The sequence below is a fragment of the Dyadobacter sp. CY345 genome, assembly GCF_021502725.1.
Classification (GTDB): domain Bacteria; phylum Bacteroidota; class Bacteroidia; order Cytophagales; family Spirosomataceae; genus Dyadobacter.
Window position 1 is genome coordinate 1,711,913 of the sequence record NZ_JAKFFS010000001.1, and the last position, 19,879, is coordinate 1,731,791.

The following is a 19,879-nucleotide window of genomic DNA, read 5'->3' on the forward strand; positions in this document are numbered from 1 at the left end:
TTATAGTTTTAAATGTTTGTTTAAATTATGTATTTAAATATTTGGAAGTATGAATATTATTAAACACCTTTGAATCGTAATTACAAAGCAGTTAAAAAATATAGTTCAGTGAAGTGTATCAGTAGTAAGCCGAGTGAAGAGCGGATTAAGGAGGCGGCAAGAAAAGTATTCTTGAAAAAGGGTTTCGATGGAACCACTTCAAGGGATATTGCTGAAGAGGCCGATATGAATATAGCGCTTACCAATTACTATTTCAGAAGTAAAGAAAAACTGTTTTTAGAGATTTTTAAAGATCTGTTAAATCTTTATTTTCAAAATACAATCGATATATTAAATAAGGATATTGATTTCAAGTCCAAAATTTTTGAGACAATCGATCATACTTATGAGATGGTCAGCAATGAACCGGATCTTTGTAATTTTATTGTGAATGAGGTTCACAGGGCCCCCGAACGCCTGATCCCGGATTTGAATTTTTTACGTCAGATCAGGCGTACGAAATTCGGTGAGCAACTGAAAGAAGAGATCGAAAAAGGTAATGTTCGACCTATTGGAATTGAGAATATTGTTCCGATGCTTTGTGGATACATCCAGTTTATCTTCCTTGGCAAGAATATGCACATGAAGATTTTTGAAACGAACGAGGAGCAGTTTGATGCTTATGCGAAAGATCATAAAGAGAGAATCAAAGAGATGATTGTTTGCTATTTATACAATCACTAAAATTTTTTACCCCAGTTTTAAACAAACATTTAAAATAAGTATTTATTTAAATCTTCCTTAAATGAAATTTTCATTTCACTATGCACTTCTGTTTGTCGTGCTGATGACAACCCATGTGCAGGCCCAGCAGCATAATCTCGAACAGCTGGTAGAGTTAGCCATGAAAAATAATTATAGTATTCAGGCTTCTGTATTGGATGAAGCGAAAACGAATGCTAAAATTGACGAAGTCAGATCGAATCTCCTGCCTTCTGTTAGCGTGACTGGCGACTACAAACGATATTTCAAAATTCCTGGACAAGTCGTTCCGGCGAGTGCTTTTGGAGGACCGGAAGGAACTTATAGCACATTTGCATTCGGATTGCCTTACAATCTTTCAACTTCCGCGCAAGTAACTCAGGCACTTTACAATCCATCGGTAAAATATGCTTTGAAGGCTGCCGATCTGAACAGAGACCTCACAGCTTTAACCACCGTTAAGACAAAAGAGGACATTGCATACAACGTGACGGATGCATATTATAATCTCGTTACCGTTGTCCAGCAAATGGCTTTTCTGGATAGTAATCTAATTTCAACAGACAGGCTTTATAAGGTTACTGACCTGTTATACCAGAATCAACTGGCCCAGCGCGTTGATAAGGACAGAATCCTTATTAATAAAACAGCGACGGAAACTCAGCTCAAATCATTAAAAAATTCTTACGTGCAACTTGTCAACCTGCTCAAATTTTATACCGGAATTCCACAGTCAGATTCCTTGCGTATAGATATCCAGGTTAAAAATGTCTTGCTTCCTTCACAATCGGAAAAGAGCGGCATGCGAAGAACAGATATCACCCTTTTGGAGCGTCAGAAGGACTTAAATGGTTTGCAGGATAAAAATTTGAAATCCGGTTACTTACCAACCGTGAATGCGTATGGCGTTGCAAACCTTACTTATTTTGGTAAAAGCGGAGAAAACTCGGTTTTCAAACAAGTACCGGGTTATTGGGCAGGCCTGCAATTGAACTGGAATGTCTTTGACGGGATGGCAAGAAAGGCGCAGCGGACACAAAACAGGATTGATAATGATAAGCTTTCGGTTCAGTTAAAACAGCTGGAACAATCCATTGAAATGGAAGAAATAAATGCCCGGAATAAATTTGCCGTTGAACAGCAGAATATTAACTCAAAAAACGAACAGGTTGCTCTGGCAAGCCGTGTCTACAAACAAATTCAACTTCAATTCAAAGAAGGTATCGTTTCGCTTTCTGACGTGATCCAGTCAGAGCAAACCTTGCTTGATTCACAAAGTAATTACCTGACTTCGCTTGTGCAATTACTCCAGGCGGAACTGGAATGGAAAAAAGCAACAGGCTCCTTATTGACCAAATAAATAAAAAAATAAAGCTACTAACCTTCAATATAGAAAATATGAAACGCCTTTTAATAGTTGTCGCAATCATTGCAGTTCTTGGCCTCACGGCGGCAAAGCTTTTAAGCAACAAAGAAGCAACGGAAGCCAAAGTTTATCAGCCTGATCCTAACCTGAAAGTTGGAGTGAGAGCTACGGTTGCTGAAATGAAAAATCTGTCGCAGGACACTAAATTTTTAGGATCGTTTACTCCCAACCGGCAAATCGAAATCCGTCCGCTTGCGGGAGGGGAAATTGTGAAATTGAATATTCAGGAAGGTCAGCATGTAGGTGCCGGCCAGCTTCTCGCCAAGCTGGACGATGATCAGCTTCGCTTTCAGGTGGAAGCTTTGCAGGTTACGCTGGAAGGTTATCAAAATGATTTGAAACGATATGAGGTTTTGGTAAAAGGAGATGCTGTGCCTGCTGTAAATCTTGAAAGAACACAGCTTAGTATCCGTGGCACGCAGGCGCAGATAAAGCAATTGAACAAGCAAATTGCCAATACGAGCATTGTTGCGCCTTTTTCAGGAATCGTGACTTCCAAATTAGTTGAAAAAGGATCGGTTGTTTCCATTGGAACACCCATGGCTGAAATTACAGACATTGCTTCGCTTAAATTGCTGGTGAATGTTCCAGAGAAGGCAGTTAACCAGTTTCGTATGGGACAGGTCATTTCCGTTCAAACGGAGGTTTATCCGGATGCAAAATTCCAGGGTAAAGTTTCTATGATTGGTGCCCAAGGCGATGAAGCGCATAATTATCCGGTAGAAATCACGGTTCAGAATACAGCAAACAATCCATTGAAAGCAGGTATGTACGGTTCGATCGCCAATTCAAATGAGCTCAAAGGGGAGTCGCTTGCCATACCACGCCAGGCAATCATGGGTTCTGCAAAAGAACCGCAGGTTTATGTTGTTGAAAATGGCAAAGCAGTTTTGAAAAATGTAATGATCGGTGTGGCCACTAACGACTTTTATGAAATTACGAAAGGTCTTAAAGCCGGCGATCAGGTAGTGACGAGCGGCCAGATCAATCTGCAAAACGGAACGCTTGTATCAGCGCAGTAAACCTCATTCTCAAAAATATTTATTATGAAATTCATTGAATCCATAATCAAACGCCCTTCGATGATTATCGTGCTTTTCGCGATTCTCACCATTGGCGGTGTATTTTCCTATCGTCTGTTGAGTTATGAATTGTTACCCGAATTCTCGGTGCCGATCGTAACCATTACAACGCTTTATCCAGGCGCAGCGCCATCGGAAGTTGAATCAGAAATCAGCAAGAAAATTGAAGATGCGGTATCAGGTCTTGATAATATTGATGACGTAACTTCGAAATCTTATGAAAGTGCTTCTCTCGTAATCGTTCAGTTCAAACCGGGAACTGATCTTGATAAGGCTTTGGAAGATGCGCAGCGGGATATCAACAACGTGCTCAGTGATTTACCTGATGACGCGGAAACACCTTCTTTATCCAAAATTTCGCCGAGTGATCAGCCGATCATGCAGCTTCTGGCAACTTCTTCACTTCCTAACGAAGTTTTTTATCAACAGGTGGAGGACAAGTATTTGCCTGTTATACAGCAGATTGCCGGAGTCGCCGAAATCACGATGGTGGGTGGAGACCAGCGCGAAATTCGTGTAAACGTAAATGGCGATAAGCTGAAATATTACGGATTATCGCTTTTGCAGGTAACGCAGGTAATCAATCAGGCAAACCTTGATTTCCCAACAGGTAAGGTAAAAAGTGCTTCTGAAAACATGACATTGAGGCTTGCCGGAAAATTCAGCTCATTGGATGATATCCGTAACCTTGTGATTTCGACATCCAAAGAGGGAAGCCAGATTCGTGTAGGCGATGTGGCCGATATCACAGATGGGTTGGGAGAAACGGAAAGCATAAGCCGTTATAATGGACAAAATGGTATCGGTCTTTTTATCAAAAAACAATCTGATGCGAACGCGGTTGAAATCAGCCGCCTTGTTCAGTTGAAATTATCTGAAATTGAGAAGACGAACGCGAAGGATAAAGTACATTTTGCGATAGCTTATGACAGCAGCATTTTTACGCTTGAATCAGTGGAAGCTGTAACACACGACCTTATTCTGGCAGTAGTTCTCGTAGCTGCCGTGATGTTGCTTTTCCTGCATAGTTTCAGAAATGCGTTTATTGTTATGGTTTCTGTGCCGGCGTCTCTGGTTTCAGCATTTTTGTTTATGTATCTGATGGGTTATTCGCTTAACCTGATGACATTGCTTGCTTTATCTTTGGTAATTGGTATCCTCGTGGATGACTCGATTGTGGTATTGGAAAATATCCAGCGACATCTTGAAATGGGTAAAAATCGCTGGCAGGCAACTATTGACGGTGTGACCGAAATCGGTTTTGCTGCACTTGCCATCACATTGGTAATCGTGGTAGTTTTTGTTCCGATCACGATGGTGAATTCTGTTATCGCCGATTTGCTCCGCCAATTTTCTCTGACAGTTGCATTTGCAACCATGATCAGTTTGCTTGTAAGTTTTACGCTTACGCCATGGATGACTTCGAATATGGCCCGTATCGAACACCTTGATCCTAAAAATCCATTTCAACGTTTTCTTCTTTGGTTTGAAAAACAATTGACAAAACTGACAACATGGTATCATGGAAGTCTTGAATGGGTATTAAGTCATAAGCTGATTTTTACCGGCGGACTTGTCGTACTCTTCGTGATTACAGGCTGGGTGATGGGACTTGGGATTATCGGTCAGGAATTCGTTGCACAGGGCGATCAGGGTAAGTTTTTGCTAACGATGAAGCTGGATAAAAGTGCATCGTTGCAACAGAATAACCTGACGGCCAGAAGTGTTGAGGAATATTTGAGGAAAAAACCGGACGTAACAACCATTTTCGCAAACGTTGGTGGAGCAAGTACCGGGATGAACAGCTCTGGACAAGGAGAAACAAACAGGACTGAATTGACGGTCGAATTGAAACCGCTGGAAGAGCGAGGTGGTTCAGTGCCAACGGAAAAGTATATGCTTGACGTTCGTAAGGAGCTGGAAAAAAAGTTCGCAGGTATCGAATTTAATTCGGCCATTGTGGGGATGGTTAATTCAGGTTCCGCACCTATTGAGATATTTTTGGCAGGAGATAATCTGAACGAAATCCTGGCCTCGGCTGATAATCTGGCCAACCGATTGAAAAAAACGCCTGGGGCAAATGATGTGAATGTGTCTGTTGAATCAGGGAATCCGGAAGTACGGGTTGATATTGACCGTGAGAAAATGGCGCGTCTCGGACTGGACATTCAAACGGTGGGAGCGACAATGCAGAACGCTTTTGCAGGAAATGATGACTCGAAATTCCGTGACGGCGGAGAAGATTACGACATCCGCATTATGCTTGACGCCTTTGATCGCAAAGACCCGGACGACGTAAAACATATCACTTTTTTCAGTCCTTCTGCAAGCCGTACGGTTCGTCTGGAAGAATTTGCTGAAGTGACTTTAAGTACCGGTCCATCTGTTCTGGAACGTAAAGATCGTCGCTCTTCCGTCACGGTAACAGCGAATACCCTGGGAATTGGCTCAGGAACTTTGGTCGCCAATATTCAGGCAGATCTTGCTAAAAATCCACTTCCCGCAGGTGTAACGATCAAATGGGGTGGTGACGCCAAAAATCAAAGTGAGGGTTTTGGATCGTTAGGTCTTGCCATGCTGGCTGGTTTGTTTCTGGTTTATTTCATCATGGTTTTGCTTTACGATAGCTTTATTTACCCGTTTGTCGTACTTTTTTCAATTCCTGTTGCCGTCATCGGGGCACTGCTCGCCTTGGCCTTATCATCCTCAAACATCGGGATTTTTGCCTTGCTTGGTATGCTGATGCTGATCGGTCTGGTTGTGAAAAATGCGATTTTGATTGTCGATTTTGCAAATCAGCAAAAGGAATTAGGTGTGCCATTCAGAAAGGCAATCCTGCATGCCGGAGAAGAACGTTTGCGTCCAATTTTGATGACGACGATTGCTATGGTTATCGGGATGATTCCAATTGCAACAGCGTCCGGGGCAGGAGCAGAATGGAAAAATTCGCTGGCCTGGGTACTTATCGGCGGACTAACAAGTTCAATGCTTCTGACCATTTATCTTGTTCCAATGGCCTATTATATGGCCGACCGGTTAGGTGAAAAATGGGCTTCATTTCGGTCGAAGTCTAAGCCGGAAGCTTCTGTCGCCACTGTTGCTCAATAACTTTTAAATGATTAAAAGATGAAAAACCAGCTTTTTGAATTGCTAAGTATGACATCAGGATTGCCTGTGTCATCAATCTCACAAGATGCGCATTTGGCGAAAGATCTTGGGTTAGACAGCCTGGACACGATTGATCTTGTTTTGCAAATGGAAGATCAGTTTCATATTGCCATCCCTGATGAGGATTATGAAAAACTTCAAACGGTTGGCCAGATTGAACAATATTTGTCAGCGAAGCAGCTGGCGTCTGCCTGAAATTTTTAATAGATATCAGATTCCGGCTTTGCTAAAATTTGATACGACGACCGTTAACAAGATTCAAAATGAAAATAATAATTGTCGGCGGCGGATTTGCAGGTGTGAAACTCGCACTGTCGCTGGCACATGACATCAAATTTCAGGTCACACTGGTGGACAAGAACAGCTACAATTTTTTTCCTCAGTTTTTATACCAGGTTGCCTCTGCATTTTTTGAACCTTTTCAAATCAGTAATCCTTTCCTGGAATTATTTTCAGGAAAGGAAAACCTGAGTTTTCAAAAAGGTGTGCTGAAAAGCATCCGTCCGACGGAGAACCAGATAGTACTTGACACGGAAACGTTGGACTACGATTATCTGGTGTTGGCTACGGGAACTGAAACCGATTATTCAGGCATCAGCAATATCGAGCAAAATTCATTTTCTCTGAAGACGATTGACGAAGCAATGGCGCTTCGGGAAAGACTTTTGCAGCAATCTAAGAAGGCGTCTGATACGGAAGAACCGCAAGAAATAAAAAAAATAATGACGTTCGTCGTCGCTGGCGGAGGTACCTCTGGAGTTGAGATTGCTTCATTGCTGGCGGAAATAAAAAGGGATATAAATAAAAAGCCGGCCCGCAAGTTTTCTGACGTCGCTTGTGAAATTTATCTGGTTCAGAAAGATTCGGTTTTATTACCTGCAATGTCCGAGAAATCTGGACAGCACGTTTCTAACTTTCTCCAGGCGTCCGGCGTAAAAATTCTATTAGATACCTATGTTCAGGATTATCTGGATGATAAAGTCATGCTATCTTCCGGTGCTATAATCCATACGGAAAATTTAATCTGGACTGCCGGAATCAAGGGAAAAAAAATACATGGACTTGATGACGAGGTCTACGGCAAAGGAGACAGGATTAGGGTAGATCCTTATAACAAGGTCTTCGGCACATACAATATTTTTGCCATAGGCGACAATTGCCTTGAAACAAGTTCGAGTGAATATCCTGAGGGCCATCCACAAGTAGCTCAGGTAGCCATTCAGCAGGGAGAAAACCTGGCAAGGAATTTCCAGCTAATGGCGGAGCAGAAAGCATTACAAAAATTTATCTATAAAGATCCTGGTATTTCCGTGGTGACTGGAAGAATGAGAGCCGTTACGAGCTGGAATCTATTGAATATCGAGCTGACCGGAAAGCGTGCCTGGGCAACAAATTTTCTGTTTCACTGGTATCCAATGATGGGTCACGGAAACAGGTTGAAAATATTCTTTTACGGAATCAGATCATACTTATTTAAACAGCAGTCTTTTTAAGGGTTAACATGCTGGCAAACTAATTGGATAATATGAAAAAGATAGACCTGTTTTTACAAACCATTATTTATAAAGCGATCGAAGACCTATCTGACGCTTCGGTACATTATTTGATCCACGCCAGGTATTTTTTCTACGATACCCAGATGAATGACTATGAGCCGTTTCACCTGAATAAAAATTCGGTAAAACGCATTGAGCTTTTAAACGATGGATTTAAATGCAAAATGATGCTCGACGGTCAGGAAAAAGATGATATTTTTTCTATCGTAATACCATTTCATTTGATCCGGAGTGTATCCCGATTTTATAGATCGGAGTTTAAAAATGAAGAAATGTTATTTTCAAAAAGTCTGATCTGAGTATTAAAACCTAACGCCGTATTTTAACAAATCCTCAACTGCCAGTTTCTCATGGGCAACCAACGAATTCAGTATTTCAGGATCAACGAATTCGCTGGAAGCTGAGAAAAAAGAAAGGTTTTTAAAAGGTGCATAAACTGCACTAAAAATAATCTTCGCCCGATGCTGATGGTAATCGGAAGTAACGATCAAAATTTCTTCCCGCTTAAATTTTTCAATTACCCATTTGGAAAGTGTCGCATCTTCCACTGAGTGGCTCGATTTTCATAATCTTATGGCCTAATTTTACAAACACAAAGAAGAGTGTTTACTAACCATTTTTTATAACGGAAGTGGAAAATACATACTTTAACAAAACCTCAATCTGTGTTTTTCCTAAATTTTGTTCCAGCGTAGATAATGAACGCGAATTCTCAATACCTTAGCCATTTGAAAGAGGTTGAGAAACGTAAACAACCTTTAAAATGCTGAATTTAGAATATGAAAACCTGCTTCTGCGGATCTGATCAACCTTATTCCCGTTGTTGTGGACCTATTATAAAAGGAACAGCTAATGCGGCATCTGCGGAAAAACTGATGCGATCCCGTTATAGTGCCTACGTTATGGCCGAAGTTGATTACCTTTTTGACACCACCCATGTTTCCAAACGCGCAGCACTTTCTAAAAAAGATATTAGGCAATGGGCAAAAAGTAACAACTGGCAAAAACTGGAAATTATTGCGGCAGATACGTTTACCGTCGAGTTCAATGCATATTTTAAAGACAAGTCCGGCAAACAACAGATTCACCACGAAAAATCTACTTTCGCTTTTGAAAACGGAAGCTGGTATTATCTGGACGGTATTTTTAATGAAGATATTTAATTGTTCCATGAAAATTAGTTTCTGATGTTTAGACAATTTTCGATAGCACGATTTATGATCGGGTTTATAACTTTTATTTTGACCTACATGGTTGCCGCTTTTTCCTATGATAATTTTTTCAAATTTATCACCGCAGGAATGTTTTTGCTTTCTTTATATATCATGAGCGAAGCCAAAAAAGGTCAGGTTGAAGAGCTCGCCAGGAAAGACGCGGAGTGGCAGGCGAAGGTCGATGATGTTGAGGAACAATTGTATCGTAAAGAAGCAGAATGCGAATTTTTAATTCAAGCGATTATAAAAGCAGAGCAAGCAAAGAATAGTTAGTCGGCTATTTCAGTTTCAGCCGGAGCGTTTTCTTTTAACACTCCTCCCTTTCGATTTAATCAATTCCGAAACCGCTTATAGTTTGCTTCAAAATTGTGTAAGGGTTAATAATGAAACTTTCAGTCGCAATAATAAGTGAAGAAATTTTCAAACCCGGATTTATGAAATTATCGAAGATTCTCATTTTACTTTTCGTAAACCTGCTTTGCACAATTTGTCAAGCGCAGGAGAATACTGTCAAAAAACGTGTTCTGGTTTTGACTGATATTGAAAATGAACCGGATGATACGCAGTCGTTAATTCGTTTTTTGACCTATTCAAATCAGTGGGATATCGAAGGGTTGATTGCAACGACTTCAATTCATCAAAAAAATAAGATAGCAGTCAGTAAAATCAAGGAGATTATTACGGCTTACGGGAAGGTAAGAAAGAACCTGCTTCTTCACGAAAAAGGATATCCGGAAATTGAATATCTGCTTAGCGTAACCAAAGCAAGTTTTCCTGAATTTGGTATGAATGCTGTCGGAAAAGGCAAGGATTCCGAGGGATCAGACTGGATTATTTCCGTTGTCGACAAGAAAGACGACAGGCCTGTCTGGATTCCTGTCTGGGGTGGAGCGAATTGTCTTGCACAGGCATTATGGAAAGTGAGTATGACCCGCTCTCCGGAAGATCTGAAAAGGTTTATATCAAAAATTCGGGTCTATTCCATTTCAGATCAGGATGATACCGGCCCATGGCTTCGCAAAAATTTTCCTGATTTGTTCTTCGTAGCAAGTCCGGGATATCACGCAGCAGGCGCATATCACTACGCAACCTGGTCGGGCATTAGCGGAGATAAGTTCCATGGCAGGTTTTCCGGCGCTGATTTTGAAATTGTGGACAATCCCTGGCTGGATGAAAATGTGCGTAATCATGGGCCGTTAGGTGCCGAATATCCCTTCACGAAATTTCTGATGGAGGGTGACACTCCTTCATTTCTGGGGCTGATCAATAATGGATTAAATGATCCTGAAAAACCAAATTTTGGTAGTTGGGGTGGTCGCTACGAATATTATACACCACGTACTCAAAAATGGTTTTTAGAACCTGAAACCCGCCCACTTTGGACGGATGCGGTTGATGAAGTCATTGGTAAGGATGGCAGTTATCAGACTAGCAATAAGGCTACGATCTGGCGTTGGCGATCTGCTTTCCAAAATGATTTTGCGGCAAGGATGGACTGGACGATCAAACCTTTTAAGGAGGCGAATCATCCACCAATTGCAGCTTTGAAACATGATAATGCATTAAAAGCGAACAGTGGAGACAAGGTTGTTTTGAGCGCGGAAGGCTCAACAGATCCGGATGGCGACGAGTTACACTATCAATGGATATACTATCCGGAGCCGGGCAGTTATGCAGATAAAGAACCTTTGAAAATTTTGGATGTAAAGGCTGCCAATACAAGTTTTCTGGCACCGAAAGTCTTAAAGCCGGAAACAATACACATAATTCTTGCGGTTACTGACAATGGCAAACCAGCGTTGACCAGGTACCAGCGCGTGATCTTAACTGTTTTTCCTGAAAAATAACTTTCTAGGAATCAATCTTTTGAATTTTCCTGCGTTTCATACAGCTTTCCGCTTCTAAGCAATTTCCGCGCACAGAAAACATTGAAATAAGCGAAAAATGGTGCTGCCAGAACATCCATGGAATAATGAACATGCTGAACGAGCAATAGTAAACCGACAACGGCTGTCGCGAGCAATACCAGCAGCCTGTCTCTCTTCTTTTCCAGGCATAAATAAATCAGAAACAACGTTGCTGTGTGTCCTGAATAGAATAGGTCTTTCGTTATAAATACCTGCCCGTAAAAGTAATTACTCAAAGGATCCCGTAAAGGAATCAGCCCGGCAGGAGCATTCAGTGGGACAAGCGCGATTGTAATAATTCTGGTAAGGCAGAGTAAGGCATAAGACCACAGGAATACGATGAATAACATCGGATTATTCAAAAACCGGATCGTCGCCAAAGCCACGCAGGACCAGATCAGAATGAAAATGGCTTCCGAACAATCCTTTGCCGGTAATATCGCCAGCAGGATATCATTAATCAGAAAGCCTTCCCGCAGTTCTATCGCCTGGAAAAACGGATGTAGAAAAAACGAAATAATACTAAGCGTAATAACGCCGGAGAACATGGTGGTTTTATATGATTTTTTTTCCCACGTTTTTCTCCAAATACTGGAAATCATACTCTTAATTGGTGTCTGCCTGATAATTGGTGCTTGTCACTGAGATAATAAAGTAGAAACGCTCCTATTTTATTAAATTATTTTCCGGTGCATCTGACGGTAAAATTCCCGGTAAAAGTATATATTCCTGAGGAAATTAAGATTGGTCAGACAGCCACTTCCTGCATATCTAATTAATTTATAATCTGCTTATGGCTCTGGATCGCCCTCAAAAGCGAGTCCCGGAAATTGGTAACAAATTTTTCCCGCAATTCATCGCTCAGCAAATTAAGTGACAGGTATGGATTTAAGTCTTCCAATTCTACGAGAAGTAATGCTCCATTCCGGGTTCTGCATGCATCAACACGTTGAATACCATGAGAAAGGGCGTTCCAGTCAATAAACTTTTTTGCAAAGTCTAGGTCTTGTTTAGTGGGTTCATAAATAATCAGATCCCACCGCTTGTTTTTGACTGGCGCATATAGAGCGTACTGGAAATTATTATCAATAAAATAAAACGACACTTCATAAATGAAATCCACAAAGGGTTGCACAACGCTTCCTTCGAGATTTATTTCAGTAAGCCCGGCTGGATTTACAAGAGACATACCGATCGAGTCAGCACCGTTTTTCAGCTTCACCATATAGTGCTCTGATTTTGGGAGCAGGTGAAGATCGTCTAATTTTTCAATTGTAGGAATGACAGGAAAGCCTTCATGCGTCATTTCAATTAGATAATCTTTTCCATTCATATCCGCTTTGCCTTTCATGGCATTGTAAGAAAGGATATTCTGAGAATTGACTCTAACTTTAAAATCATCAAAATATTCCTTGAAGTGCATAACCGGACCTGCATTTCTGAATACAATCAGATCCACGGCACTTTCAAATTTATATGAATCGCACGGGTGACAGATCAAAATCTCAAAATCGGAGCGTAATCGGGAAGTCAGGTATAAATCTTCTTCGTAATATTTTCGCCCCTTTGCTTCAAAATATAAATCAGTCAGGTATAAAATTGAGTACTTGCCGTTTTTCATTGTCACCATTTTAAATTTAAGATATTCGCGCAATATACTAACCTGGTCCGAGGAGGTAACAAAATAACACCTGAACGTTGGCCATTTTCAGTGCGATATAATTTTTCCAATATTACTTCGATTAAAACCCTCATATATAGATTCTAACGAACGTCCATAGAATGTATGGCAAAAAGTATTTCGCGCATTTGTCTAGCCGGTGTTTAGGTATAAAGTCAAAAAAATATTTGGTAAAATTGTCATTTTTTGCCTTTTTCTTTATCTTGACAATTCAATGGAATCAGGAATATGATTAGAAATAATTGTATTGAAAATATTATTATTCTTCATCGTATAATTATACAGTTTAGCTGCAACGAATGAAAAGAAGAGATTTTATGCAAATGTCGGGTTTGGGAATAGGCGCCTTGATGCTGCCTTCCGTGCCTGTACTTGGGAGTATTGTTTCAAGTGAGCATTTGCTTGAACCGGGAGTTGATGTTGCCATCAAGAAAAAATTAGCAGACATCGCGTTGAATGCAGCTAAAAATAAAGGCGCGTCTTATACTGATGTCCGTATTGGACGTTATTTGCAGCAGTACGTTTTCACCCGTGAAAAACAAGTACAGAATATTGTCAACGCTGAATCCTATGGCGTTGGTATCCGGGTTATTGCCAATGGAACCTGGGGTTTTTCTGCGACGAGTGACGTAACGCCCGAAGGCATAGCGAAATGTGCGGAAACGGCGGTCTCCATTGCAAAAGCAAATTCAAAATTTCAGAAAGAGCCTGTCGAGCTTGCGCCGCAAAAAGGAGTAGGAGAGGTTTCCTGGAAAACGCCGGTTAAGAAAAACGCATTTGAAATCGCGCCAAAAGAGAAAATTGATCTTTTGATGAAGGTCAATTCCAGGGCGATGGAAAACGGTGCTGGCTTTGTTACTTCGAACCTGTTTTTTATAAATGAGCAAAAATATTTTGCATCGTCGGACGGATCCTATATTGATCAGGATATTCACCGGATCTGGCCAACTTTCACCGTCACCGCGATTGACAAAGCTGCCGGAAAGTTTAAAACCCGTGACGCGATCAGTTCGCCGATGGGTATGGGCTATGAGTATCTGGACGGACTCGCATCTGAAAAAATTGCCGGGCCAAACGGGTTGGTCGGTTATAGAAATTCGTACGATATGGTAGAAGACGCCATAACTGCGGCGAAACAGGCGAAAGAAAAATTAACAACTAAATCGGTTTTGCCAGGTAAATATGACCTGGTTCTGGATCCAAACCATTTGGGACTAACAATTCACGAATCAGTTGGCCACCCGACAGAGTTGGATCGCGTGCTTGGCTACGAGGCCAATTATGCAGGAACCAGTTTTGCGACATTAGATAAATGGCAATCGAAAAATTTTAATTATGGAAGCAAACATGTGAACATTGTTGCGGACAGATTGCAGCCGCATACTTTGGGCGCAGTTGGGTATGACGATGAAGGTGTGCCTGCTAAGGAATGGAATATTATCAAGGACGGTATCTTGGTAAATTATCAGGCGATTCGTGATCAGGCAAAAATCATCGGCGAAAAGGAATCACACGGATGCTGTTATGCGGACAACTGGGATTCAGTTCAATTTCAGCGTATGCCGAACATCTCCCTAAAACCAGGCATTGAAAAACGCAGCGTACTGGATATGATCAAAGGTGTTGAAAAGGGTATTTATATCATCGGGAGAGGGTCTTATTCCATTGATCAGCAACGCTACAACTTCCAGTTTGGCGGTCAGGTTTTCTATGAAATCAAGAAGGGAGAAATTGTTGGGATGCTTGACGACGTTGCCTATCAATCCAATACCCAGGAATTCTGGAACTCATGTTCACAGCTTTGTGATAAAGACGATTACCGGACCTTTGGCTCTTTCTTTGATGGAAAAGGGCAGCCGTCTCAGGTCAGCGCAGTATCACACGGAAGTGCGACGACACGTTTTGACGGCGTTAATGTCATCAATACAGCGAGGAAAATCTGATACTGATTCTTTGAGATCAGTAAGGAAGTGATATAGTTAAATAATTCATGCGTGCTTAATTGACTGTTTTTCAATATTAAAAAAATAAATATGGCTGTCTTATCCAAGGAGGAAGCAAAGCAAATAATGGACAAAGTGCTGGCCTTTTCAAAGTCAGATGAAATGAGCGTTGGCCTTACGGGGAGCCGCGTCGGCAACATTCGGTATGCCAGAAATTCGGTTTCGACGAGTGGAGAGGCGACGAACCTTGGCCTTTCCGTTACGTCCGTATATGGCAAGAAATCCGGAACGGCGACCATCAACGAATTTGATGATAAGTCGTTGGAAAAAACGGTAAGGCGTGCGGAGGAAATTGCTCAGCTGGCTCCCGAAAATCCGGAATATGTACCTATGCTTGGACCTCAAAATTATCTGGATATCAATTCTTTTGCTGAAAGTACCGCGGCAATCAATCCTGATTTCAGAGCAGAAGCGGCTTTTAAAAGCATTGATCCCTGCGTTAAAAAAGATCTTACATCGGCCGGCTATTGGGAAGATCGAACCGGTTTTTCGGCCTTGGCGAACAGTAAGGGGCTTTTTGGGTACAACAAAGCTACCTCTGTTGATTTTTCTATTACTGTTAGAACCAATGATGGATTAGGTTCAGGTTATGCAGCACGTGATTACAACGACGTATCAAAACTGGATACTGCGCTGGCGACGGAAGTTGCCATTCAAAAAGCACAGGCTTCTTCGAAAGCAAGAGCTCTGGAACCTGGAAAATATACTGTAATTCTTGAACCAACCGCCGCCGTTGATCTGCTTCAAAATATGATGGGAAGCATGGATGCGCGTAATGCGGATGAAGGAAGGAGCTTTTTAGGGAAAAAAGGAGGCGGAACACGATTGGGTGAAAAACTTTTTGACGAACGCGTGAACATCTATTCAGATCCTCAAAATCTGGAAATTCCGGGTTCTCCGTTTGGTGGAGGAGGTGGCCGTTTTGGCGGTGGCGGAAGCGACGGACGTGCGCAGGAAAAAGTCGTTTGGGTGGAAAATGGTGTTGTGAAAAATATGTACTATTCCCGTTATTGGGCTGAGAAAAAGGGTGTTAAAGCAATTGCTCCACCGTCCGGTTTTATTTTTGCGGGCGGGACGGAATCTCTGGCTGACCTTATTAAAGGGACTGAAAAAGGAATTTTAGTCACACGTCTTTGGTATATCCGCGCGGTGGATCCGCAAACTTTGCTTTATACAGGCCTAACCCGCGACGGCACTTTTTACATTGAAAATGGGCAAATTAAATATCCTGTAAAGAATTTCCGCTTTAACGAGAGTCCGGTGATCATGCTGAATAATCTCGAAGCAGCAGGGAAACCGATGAGAGCCAGCGGGAATCTGATACCTCCGCTGAAGATTCGTGACTTCACGTTTACGAGTTTGTCGGATGCTGTTTAGCCGTCGGATGCAACATTCAGTTTATTTTTTAATCATTATTCGAAACTAAAAAGGAGGGACTCAACTTGAACCGACGCGACTTTATCCAAATGGCCGGACTTGGAACCGGAGCAATGATGTTACCTGGTTTTGCCAGCGGCAGAACCGTTTCGCCGGAGGCTTTAATGGAGCCTTGGCTTGATGTTGCTGTTAAAAAAAGATTGGCAGATGCGGCACTTAACGCAGCGAAATCGAAAGGAGCGACTTACGCGGATGTCCGGATTGGGCGTTACCTGAACCAGTTTGTAATTACGAGAGAGGATAAGGTTCAAAATATTGTCAATACTGAATCTTATGGTGTTGGTATTCGGGTAATTGCCAACGGATGCTGGGGGTTTGCGGCGGTGGCTGATGCGCAAAGTGATGCGCAGATTGCAAAAGCTGCGGAAGATGCGGTCGCGATTGCAAAAGCAAATTCGAAATTAATGAAAGAGCCGGTGGAACTGGCTCCGCAGAAAGGATTTGGTGAGGTAAGCTGGAAAGCACCGATTAAGAAAAATGCGTTTGAAGTGCCTGTAAAGGAAAAAGTTGATCTGTTGCTTGGTGTAAATGATGCGGCAATGAAAAACGGCGCAAATTATGTCAATTCTGTTCTTTTCATGGTAAACGAACAGAAATACTTTGCTTCGACTGACGGCTCATATATCGATCAGGACGTTCATAGAATGTGGCCAAATTTTACAGTCACCGCGATTGATCCTGCTTCGGGTAAATTTCAAACCCGGAATTCGCTGAGCGCACCGATGGGTATGGGTTACGACTATTTACAAACCAATCCGAAAGATAAAATTTCAGGAATCACGACCCGTTATAACATGGGTTATGATATGCTGGAAGATATAACTTCTGCGGCTCAGCAGGCAAAAATGAAGTTGAGTGCGAAGTCAGTTGAGGCAGGTAAATATGACCTTGTTCTGGATCCGTCTCACCTTTGGCTTACGATCCACGAATCGGTTGGTCACCCGCTGGAACTTGATCGTGTACTTGGTTATGAAGCGAATTTTGCAGGAACTTCCTTTGCAACTTTGGACAAATGGCAATCGAAATCATTTAAATACGGAAGTGATCAGGTTAATTTGATTGCTGACAAAACCCAGGTGGGTTCATTAGGTGCAGTTGGCTGGGACGACGAAGGCGTAAATACGAAAAAGTGGGATTTGGTAAAAGACGGAGTTTTGGTTAATTATCAGGCAATCCGTGATCAGGCCAAAATTATCGGTGAAAAAGAGTCACACGGCTGTTGTTATGCCGACAGTTGGAGCTCGGTGCAGTTCCAGCGTATGGCGAACGTTTCGCTGGCTTCCGGTAAAACGCCGCTTTCGGTTGAAGAGATGATTAAAGATGTGAAAAAGGGAATTTATATCATCGGAGATGGCTCGTTTTCGATTGATCAGCAGCGTTATAATTTCCAGTTTGGCGGTCAGCTGTTCTATGAAATTAAGGACGGTAAAATTGCCGGTATGTTGAAAGACGTTGCGTATCAATCCAATACCCAGGAATTCTGGAATTCGTGCGTGAAGGTTTGTGACGACAGAGATTATCGTCTTGGCGGATCTTTTTTTGATGGAAAAGGACAGCCGTCCCAATCGAGCGCGGTGTCACACGGAAGTTCAACGGCAAGATTCAACGGCGTTAACGTAATTAATACAGCCAGAAAGATTTAACAGATATAAAAATGGCAGTAATATTAACCGAGGAAGAAGCGAAAGCTTTGTTACAAAAGGTTTTAAAATATTCCAAAGCGGACGAATGTGAGATCAATATTTCGGGGGAAAAAAGTGGAAATATCCGGTACGCGAGAAATGAAGTGTCAACCAGTGGATCGCAATTAACGCAGAATCTGGTCGTTCAGTCGGCTTTTGGGAAAAAAGTGGGTGTTGCCACAACGAACGAATTCAGTGAAGAAGCTTTTCAGAAAGTTGTTCGTCAATCGGAAGAATTGGCGCAGCTTGCTCCTGAAAATCCTGAATACGTTGGTGTTCTGGCACCGCAGCAATATAAAGAGTCATCAGGTTTTTTTGATTCAACTGCAAAGATAACGCCTGATTTTCGTGCAGGTGCCGTTGCCAAAAGTCTGGAATTGTCGAGAGCACAAAACCTTGCAGCGGCTGGTTTCTGGGAAGATCAGCATGGATATTCTGCAATGCTTAATTCTAAGCAGCTTTTTGCCTATTATCCAAGCACGAATGTCAATTTTTCACTAACCGTAAGGACGCCCGACGGAACAGGTTCAGGTTATGTTGCCCGCGGTTATAGCGATGTATCCAAACTGGATATCGAGGCTGCGACCAAAATAGCGATTCAAAAATCGAAAGGTTCGTTGGGAGCGAAAGCCCTTGAACCTGGAAAGTATACCGTTATTTTAGAACCAACAGCAGCGGCTGTTTTATTGGAAAATATTTTCTTCAATATCGACGCCCGCAGCGCTGATGAAGGCCGGTCTTTCCTTAGTAAACAGGGTGGAAAGACGAAGCTGGGCGAAAAAATAGTGGACGAGCGGATTAATATTTATTCCGATCCGGCACATCCAGAATTGCCATCTTCACCCTGGGCTGGCGACGGACAGGTGATGGAAAAGACCAGTTGGATAGAAAAAGGCGTTGTGAAGAATATGGCTTATTCACGTTACTGGGCTCGAAAGAAAGGTGTCAAACCTGTTCCATATCCAAACAATATGATTGTTGAAGGCGGCACGGCCACGCTGGAAGAAATGATTGCTTCCACGAAACAGGGAATTCTGGTTACGAAATTGTGGTATATCCGCGAAGTTGATCCGCAGACTTTATTGCTTACCGGACTGACGCGGGATGGGACTTTTTATATTGAAAATGGAAAGATCAAACATCCGGTCAAGAACTTCCGTTTTAATGAAAGTCCTGTGATTATGCTCAATAATCTTGAAACACTTGGAAAATCAGAAAGGGTGGTCAGTACGGAAACCAATCAGAATTATCTGATTCCACCGATGAAAATCCGGGAATTTACTTTTTCGTCACTTTCGGACGCCGTTTAAATTCTAGTTTACAGTGAAAATTTGATTTTCGCTGTAAAGATATTTCTCCAACTTATGAAACCGTTTTTCTTTACCCGTCTTCAATATACCTCAGGGAACTGGGATACCGATCAGCGCATGCCGTCGAATCTGCTGCATTCGCTTGTGGAGTATACGACGATTCCGATTGACGAGAAAGAAAAAGTGGTATTGCTTAGCAGTAATGAAATTTTTAAAAGTCCGTTCTGTTATCTGAGCGGACACAAACTCGTTGAATTTTCTCAGCAGGAACGTGACCATTTCAAGCGTTATGTGCAGAACGGCGGTTTTGTTTTTGTTGATGACTGTAATCATGACATTGACGGATTGTTTGCCAAAAGTTTTGAACAGGAAATGTCCAGAACGTTCGGTCCAAAGGCTTTACAAAAAATCCCGAATAACCATCCGATTTATAACAGTTTCTTCCATTTTGAAGAAGGTCCGCCAACGACCTCGTTTGAACTGAATGGCTGGGGAGACGATTTGGTGCATGATTATCTGAAAGCGATTACGATCAACGGACGGATTGGAGTGCTTTACAGCAATAAGGATTACGGCTGCGAATGGGATTATGATTTTAGAAATAAACGTTTTTTGGCAGTCGACAACACCAGGTTTGGTGTCAATATTGTCATGTATGCTTTAACCGCTTAA

Annotated in this window: 18 protein-coding genes; 15 read left to right on the forward strand and 3 right to left on the reverse strand. The window is 42.0% G+C overall.

All coding sequences use genetic code 11. The features are described from left to right. Positions 1 to 108: 108 nt before the first annotated feature. The 7 genes from L0657_RS07170 to L0657_RS07200 all read left to right on the forward strand — a co-directional run bounded on the left by L0657_RS07170 (position 109) and on the right by L0657_RS07200 (position 8,272). The gene (locus L0657_RS07170) at positions 109 to 723 is read left to right on the forward strand and encodes a TetR/AcrR family transcriptional regulator (protein WP_235149734.1); all 615 of its coding nucleotides are present in this window, start codon (positions 109 to 111) and stop codon (positions 721 to 723) included. A 61-nt stretch (positions 724 to 784) separates the two neighbouring features. Next, positions 785 to 2,101: a TolC family protein gene (locus L0657_RS07175; protein WP_235149735.1), complete on the forward strand. Its 1,317-nt coding sequence runs from the start codon at positions 785 to 787 to the stop codon at positions 2,099 to 2,101. Between the two features lie 38 nt (positions 2,102 to 2,139). Further along, positions 2,140 to 3,189, forward strand: a complete 1,050-nt coding sequence (locus L0657_RS07180; RefSeq protein ID WP_235149736.1) for an efflux RND transporter periplasmic adaptor subunit — start codon at positions 2,140 to 2,142, stop codon at positions 3,187 to 3,189. 24 nt (positions 3,190 to 3,213) lie between these two features. Beyond that, complete coding sequence (locus L0657_RS07185) at positions 3,214 to 6,357, forward strand: efflux RND transporter permease subunit (protein WP_235149737.1); 3,144 nt, start codon at positions 3,214 to 3,216, stop codon at positions 6,355 to 6,357. Between the two features lie 18 nt (positions 6,358 to 6,375). After that, the gene (locus L0657_RS07190; protein ID WP_235149738.1) at positions 6,376 to 6,612 is read left to right on the forward strand and encodes an acyl carrier protein; all 237 of its coding nucleotides are present in this window, start codon (positions 6,376 to 6,378) and stop codon (positions 6,610 to 6,612) included. Between the two features lie 68 nt (positions 6,613 to 6,680). After that, entirely contained in the window at positions 6,681 to 7,910 is a 1,230-nt protein-coding gene (locus L0657_RS07195) for an NAD(P)/FAD-dependent oxidoreductase (protein WP_235149741.1), read from the forward strand. A 32-nt stretch (positions 7,911 to 7,942) separates the two neighbouring features. Beyond that, the gene (locus L0657_RS07200; protein WP_235149743.1) at positions 7,943 to 8,272 is read left to right on the forward strand and encodes a hypothetical protein; all 330 of its coding nucleotides are present in this window, start codon (positions 7,943 to 7,945) and stop codon (positions 8,270 to 8,272) included. A gap of 3 nt (positions 8,273 to 8,275) precedes the next feature. Here the strand turns inward: L0657_RS07200 and L0657_RS07205 are convergent, their stop codons facing one another. After that, on the reverse strand, positions 8,276 to 8,521 hold the full coding sequence (locus L0657_RS07205; protein ID WP_235149750.1) for an ElyC/SanA/YdcF family protein: 246 nt from the start codon (positions 8,519 to 8,521) through the stop codon (positions 8,276 to 8,278). A 231-nt stretch (positions 8,522 to 8,752) separates the two neighbouring features. Between L0657_RS07205 and L0657_RS07210 the strand changes: the two genes are divergently transcribed. From L0657_RS07210 to L0657_RS07220, 3 genes are all read left to right on the forward strand, one after another. Then, complete coding sequence (locus L0657_RS07210) at positions 8,753 to 9,136, forward strand: YchJ family protein (RefSeq protein WP_235149752.1); 384 nt, start codon at positions 8,753 to 8,755, stop codon at positions 9,134 to 9,136. Positions 9,137 to 9,160: 24 nt separating this feature from the next. Beyond that, positions 9,161 to 9,460 carry a hypothetical protein gene (locus L0657_RS07215; RefSeq protein ID WP_235149754.1) on the forward strand — a complete coding sequence of 100 codons (300 nt, stop codon included), beginning with the start codon at positions 9,161 to 9,163 and terminating at the stop codon, positions 9,458 to 9,460. Positions 9,461 to 9,621: 161 nt separating this feature from the next. Beyond that, entirely contained in the window at positions 9,622 to 11,034 is a 1,413-nt protein-coding gene (locus L0657_RS07220; RefSeq protein WP_235149756.1) for a nucleoside hydrolase-like domain-containing protein, read from the forward strand. Between the two features lie 11 nt (positions 11,035 to 11,045). Here the strand turns inward: L0657_RS07220 and L0657_RS07225 are convergent, their stop codons facing one another. Then, positions 11,046 to 11,696, reverse strand: a complete 651-nt coding sequence (locus L0657_RS07225) for a phosphatase PAP2-related protein (protein ID WP_235149757.1) — start codon at positions 11,694 to 11,696, stop codon at positions 11,046 to 11,048. A 173-nt stretch (positions 11,697 to 11,869) separates the two neighbouring features. Next, positions 11,870 to 12,715, reverse strand: coding sequence for a hypothetical protein (locus L0657_RS07230; protein WP_235149758.1), 846 nt, complete (start codon positions 12,713 to 12,715; stop codon positions 11,870 to 11,872). Between the two features lie 359 nt (positions 12,716 to 13,074). Between L0657_RS07230 and L0657_RS07235 the strand changes: the two genes are divergently transcribed. The 5 genes from L0657_RS07235 (at position 13,075) to L0657_RS07255 (ending at position 19,879) form a co-directional block, all read left to right on the forward strand. Beyond that, complete coding sequence (locus L0657_RS07235; RefSeq protein WP_235149759.1) at positions 13,075 to 14,718, forward strand: TldD/PmbA family protein; 1,644 nt, start codon at positions 13,075 to 13,077, stop codon at positions 14,716 to 14,718. A 90-nt stretch (positions 14,719 to 14,808) separates the two neighbouring features. Further along, complete coding sequence (locus tag L0657_RS07240; RefSeq protein WP_235149760.1) at positions 14,809 to 16,155, forward strand: TldD/PmbA family protein; 1,347 nt, start codon at positions 14,809 to 14,811, stop codon at positions 16,153 to 16,155. A 65-nt stretch (positions 16,156 to 16,220) separates the two neighbouring features. After that, complete coding sequence (locus tag L0657_RS07245; protein ID WP_235149761.1) at positions 16,221 to 17,858, forward strand: TldD/PmbA family protein; 1,638 nt, start codon at positions 16,221 to 16,223, stop codon at positions 17,856 to 17,858. Positions 17,859 to 17,869: 11 nt separating this feature from the next. Then, complete coding sequence (locus tag L0657_RS07250) at positions 17,870 to 19,207, forward strand: TldD/PmbA family protein (protein WP_235149762.1); 1,338 nt, start codon at positions 17,870 to 17,872, stop codon at positions 19,205 to 19,207. A gap of 54 nt (positions 19,208 to 19,261) precedes the next feature. After that, entirely contained in the window at positions 19,262 to 19,879 is a 618-nt protein-coding gene (locus L0657_RS07255) for a DUF4159 domain-containing protein (RefSeq protein WP_235149764.1), read from the forward strand.